Below are 4,132 nucleotides of genomic sequence, written 5' to 3'. Positions count from 1 at the left end.
GCGGCAGGTCGGAAATCGCGAGCAACCCCAGAAGGATTTTCCGCTGTTGGGACCTCGAGATACGAACTGCATCAGCATCGGCGCATTGCACTTAGGACAAGTGACGTCGTCGATCACTGCGACCCCCATCTGCTCGGACTTCGAGGAGGCTATCGCCGCCGTCCGACTCATGGAGGTAGGTCAAGGAAATTGCATGAAGGTTTGGCAAATCGCGCGACATTTACCGCACCGCGCGCAGCAGGTATCCCGTGAGCATCCGGATGTCGTTCGGGGTGTTCTGGATCCCGTTCCAGCGCCGGGCCTGGTCGGCGCCGAAGTCCCACGTGCCGCCAGTCCATGCGCAGTGCTCGCGCAGTCTCTGCAGTCGTGCTGGGATGTCGAGGGCCGGCAGGTCGGCCGCTGGGACGCCGTCGGTGAGCGCGTCCATCACGTACCCGAGCGACTGGATGCCGGCGCCGTGGGTCAGTCGCGACTTCGTCGGCGGCAGTTCCCAGGCCTCCGGGAAGGTGACCCGGACGGCGGTCCAGTAGAAGTTCAGGTGGAGCAGGATTCGGTCTATGTCGCCGGAGCCGTCCACCGGATCCCTGTACTGATAGAGCGCACCCTCGTACAGGCTGTTCTCGATCATCCGTAGGACGCTGTTGTCCTTGATGTAGCCGTGCGGCATGGTCGGGGTTGCGATTCGGCCGGCGAACGGTTCCCCCTCGCCGCCAAGCCCGAAGTTCAACTGGGTCAACACCTGCGCCGGGAGTTGTTTCCGGGCGTAGTTGGTCGGTAGGTGTCCCTTGGTGTCGGGCAACAGTTCGTGGATCAGGCCCTTGGGTAGTGGTTTCGTGTTGTTCACCAAGATGAACTGGGAGCGCTGCTCTTCCTCGCCCTTGGCGATGAACCCCACCGCGGCCACCGGGAACTCGGCCAGGTCAGCATCCCGGATCGCGGCACTGCGTTGCTGGCCGTCGACCAACCAGGCGGGTCGCTCGTCGTCGGGCAGTGTCTCGTCAACGGGGATGATCAGTTCGCCGATGGTGACGTACTCGACCGACGAGGCGGAGTCAGTCGGTTCGAAGGCGACTCGGTCATCGAACGCGAACACCACAGCGTTGGGCAGCATCGCCCCGTCGGACTCGAGGTACCTGCGGATCGCTCGGATGTGTGTCAGGACTTCTGGGCGCTGGTACCCAGCCAACTTCTTGTCGTCCCGGTGGACGCGGCTGATTGCACTGAAATCCTGGATCTGCTTGCCGTCGACTCCGAAGGTGTAGATGTTCTGTTCGCCTTGGCGGATCCGGAGAGCCGGAAGTCGAATCTCGTACCTGTCAGCCATGTGCAGCCCTCTCGGCTTCTGGTTGGAGTCGGGCCATCTTCGCAGCCAGTACCGACACGTTGTGGAATCCTCGCCGCTTGTTGCGTTCGGTTCCTCGGAAGATTCCGATTTCGATGCCGTGCTGCCTACACAGCGCGCACTGGCATGCGAGCCAAGGCGCGGCGCTGAGGGTTCGTGCGTATCCGTCGAGGTAACTCTTCTTTGAATCGCAAATCAGTTCGTACTCGCCGAGAGCGTCGAGACAGCCCTGAACTTGGCTACCTGAACCATCGAATGCGCGGAGTGCCTTGAGGGTCGCCCGCTCTGCGTCCAACGCAGACTTCTGTGAAACGGTTCCGGCAAGAATCGCTCGCTTGAGAGTCGGATTTCCATCCACCTGCGGCACACGCAATGCCACGTATGCGTCATCGAGTGTGTGGTAGTTCTTCCGGTCGTCCATGAAAGCCTGCCGGAATGACGAGGTGCTATCAAAACTGGTGACACCGAGTCGTCCGAAGTCGGCCATCGCTTCGGTTCGGGTGATTCCGAGCAAGTGGAGCCCTGTCTCTGGCCGGCGAACTGCGTTGATGGCTTCCAGGCAAGCCAGAATCTGGGTCGTCTTCAAAGGCACCATGCCGCCCAACGCGATTCTGCGGTACCCCATCTCCTCTAGCGATCGAACGCTGGCGGCGTAACTCGCAGGGCTCCACCCTTGGGCAGCGCCGACCGGCTCTATCGGCGCACTCTGATCCTGCACCAAGCCAAAGAACTCCTCCGCGAACCGAAGAGTAAGGAGGCGCCGAGCCGACCACTCGGGGTCGACTTCGCTTTCGCTTGCGGTAGCGGCATATCCGAAGATGACGTGGTCGGTGCTGATCCCGGAGTCGAATCCACACGAGACGTAGAACTCGAGAGTCTCAGCCGGCGTGACTGGCGGCACAGCCTCGTCGACGTAGTTGAACGCACCATTGTCACCGAGCGCTTCGACCCCCTTGGGTAGACGAAAGAATCGCTGGACACCCATCCGATGCAGGCGCGCTCGTTGCGCTGCCGTGTACTTGCCGCCGCCCTTGATCGAGCCATCGACGATGGACTTGCTGACCAGGATCCCGTCGTACGGTGCCCCGCCGAGAACCTCGTGGGCATAGAGGTCGTCGCGTTGACGGACACGGTGGGCCGAGTACTCGTCGCGCAAAAAGTCGTACGAAGGACTGACGAGATCCTGACTGTCCGGGAAAAAGAACCTCATCGGCGCCCGGTCCGTTCTGCCAGATATGCCCGAACTAGGAAGTTAGACAGTGCACTGATGTGCCGCGGGGTGTTCTGCACGTCGTTCCAGACGATTCCCAAGTCGTCCCACGTGCCGGCGGTCCACCGGCACTGGTCGGCAATCAGCGACAGTTCGGTGCGGGCTCGCTTGGTCGCGTCCGGGGCGTCCGGGTCCACGTGCGCCATGACCCGGTCCATCAATCGGCCCATCGCCCGGATGCCGACGCCGCCCATCAGTCGCGAGTCGGTCGGCGACTGCCCCCAAGCCCGCGGGAAGGTCTCCTTGACGGCGCCCCAGTAGGCGATCAGCAGGCGGCGAATGCCCTCGGTGTCAGTGGTGCCGGTAGCGATGTTCCGGTACGGGAACAGCACTCCGGACGGCGACTCGATCGATTCGCGCAGAGCCTCCACCAGGCCGGTGTCGGTGACGACGGCGACCTTCTTGCTGTCGATCGGGGTCGAGGAGCGGCGGATGATCCCGTGGAAGGGCGAGTCCGGGTCGCTGTTCAGCATGTCGACCAGGGCAGAGGGGAGTTGCCGCGTCGCCATCCGGGCCGACGGCACTCGGGCGATCTCCGGCAGCAACTCGGTGACCAGGCCCACCGGCAGTGGTTGCACCGTGTTGACCCGCAGGAACTGTTCGCGCTGCAGTTCCAGGTCGTCGGCGACGAAGCCTGCCACTGGCACGGGCAGGCGGGTGTTCTTGGTCCTGGCCAGCGCCAGACTGCGTTGCTGGCCATCGACGATCCATGCAGGACGGGGGCCGTTCCCGTCGCGTGAGAACGGGATCTCCAGCGTGCCAGAGATCGCAAGGCCGTCACTCGCGCCGGGGCCACGACTGGATTTGAACCGGACTTCGGTCGGTAGCGCCAAGATCAGTCCGTTCGGGAAGAGTGCATCGCCGGAGTCGAGGTAGTCCTGGATCTGCTTGACGTGCTTCTTCTTCTCCGGTCGTTGGTAGCCGATCAACTTGCCAGCCTCGTCCCGGCCGATCCGGGAGACGTCGGCAACCAGGTCCACCTCCTCGGCGGCCAGGGTGAACAGGTACAGCGGTACGTCGCTGTTCTGTAGGACCTTGAGGGCCCGACGCTCAAGCCATTGCTCGCTCATACCCTTGCTCCTGACTGGGTGAAGAGGGCGCCGAAGCGGCGCTGCTCGCAGGCCATACCGGCGTCGCGCAGATGACGCAGCGCCCGGGACTTGGTCAACGCCGGTTCGAGGCGGCGCAGTGCGGTGATGAACTCCAGCACCGCGCCGTCGGTCATTGGCTCTCGGTTCCAGCGCTCGTGATGCTCCGCGCCGGCGGCCCACTGCTGCCACCGGTCCCGGACGACGGGGGAGTGCACGCCGTCGGCGCCGGCCAGTTCGGTCCAGCGGATCGCCATCCGCAGGTTCAAGCTGGTAGCGGTGCCGCCGAGCGCGTGGCGCAGCGCTCGGTTCGATGGCACCCGCAGGCCGGCCGGGATGTCCTCCGAGCCGCCGAACACCAGCAGGCCGCCGGTGTCCGCCCGGGTGAGCAGGTCGGCGGCGATCACCTTGGCGTAACTCTCCGACAGGACC

General features: G+C 64.0%; 4 protein-coding genes. All 4 read right to left on the bottom strand.

The window, feature by feature from the left end; translation table 11 throughout:
* Positions 1-220 precede the first annotated feature (220 nt).
* On the bottom strand, positions 221-1,324 hold the full coding sequence (dbpB, locus tag ACOADB_RS19445; RefSeq protein ID WP_378602221.1) for a DGQHR domain-containing protein DpdB: 1,104 nt from the start codon (positions 1,322-1,324) through the stop codon (positions 221-223).
* The gene (dpdA, locus tag ACOADB_RS19440; RefSeq protein ID WP_378602218.1) at positions 1,317-2,552 is read right to left on the bottom strand and encodes a tRNA-guanine transglycosylase DpdA; all 1,236 of its coding nucleotides are present in this window, start codon (positions 2,550-2,552) and stop codon (positions 1,317-1,319) included. Before dpdA ends, dbpB (ACOADB_RS19445) begins: the two co-directional genes overlap by 8 nt.
* Positions 2,549-3,682 carry a DGQHR domain-containing protein DpdB gene (gene dbpB, locus ACOADB_RS19435; RefSeq protein WP_378602215.1) on the bottom strand — a complete coding sequence of 378 codons (1,134 nt, stop codon included), beginning with the start codon at positions 3,680-3,682 and terminating at the stop codon, positions 2,549-2,551. The genes dpdA and dbpB (ACOADB_RS19435) overlap by 4 nt, the downstream gene beginning before the upstream one ends.
* A partial coding sequence (locus tag ACOADB_RS19430) for a hypothetical protein (protein WP_378602212.1) occupies positions 3,679-4,132 on the bottom strand: 454 nt, incomplete at its 5' end. The genes dbpB (ACOADB_RS19435) and ACOADB_RS19430, both read right to left, overlap by 4 nt.

The organism is Nocardioides sp. CPCC 206348 (assembly GCF_048654705.1).
In the GTDB taxonomy this organism is placed as follows: domain Bacteria; phylum Actinomycetota; class Actinomycetes; order Propionibacteriales; family Nocardioidaceae; genus Nocardioides.
This window is presented reverse-complemented; position numbering and strand designations above follow the sequence as displayed.

What these genes read in the sequence shown, in the direction of transcription:
- dpdA (WP_378602218.1), bottom strand. Translation starts at nt 2,552, where the DNA reads ATGAGGTTCTTTTTCCCGGACAGTCAGGATCTCGTCAGTCCTTCGTAC.
- dbpB (WP_378602221.1), bottom strand. Translation starts at nt 1,324, where the DNA reads ATGGCTGACAGGTACGAGATTCGACTTCCGGCTCTCCGGATCCGCCAA.
- dbpB (WP_378602215.1), bottom strand. Translation starts at nt 3,682, where the DNA reads ATGAGCGAGCAATGGCTTGAGCGTCGGGCCCTCAAGGTCCTACAGAAC.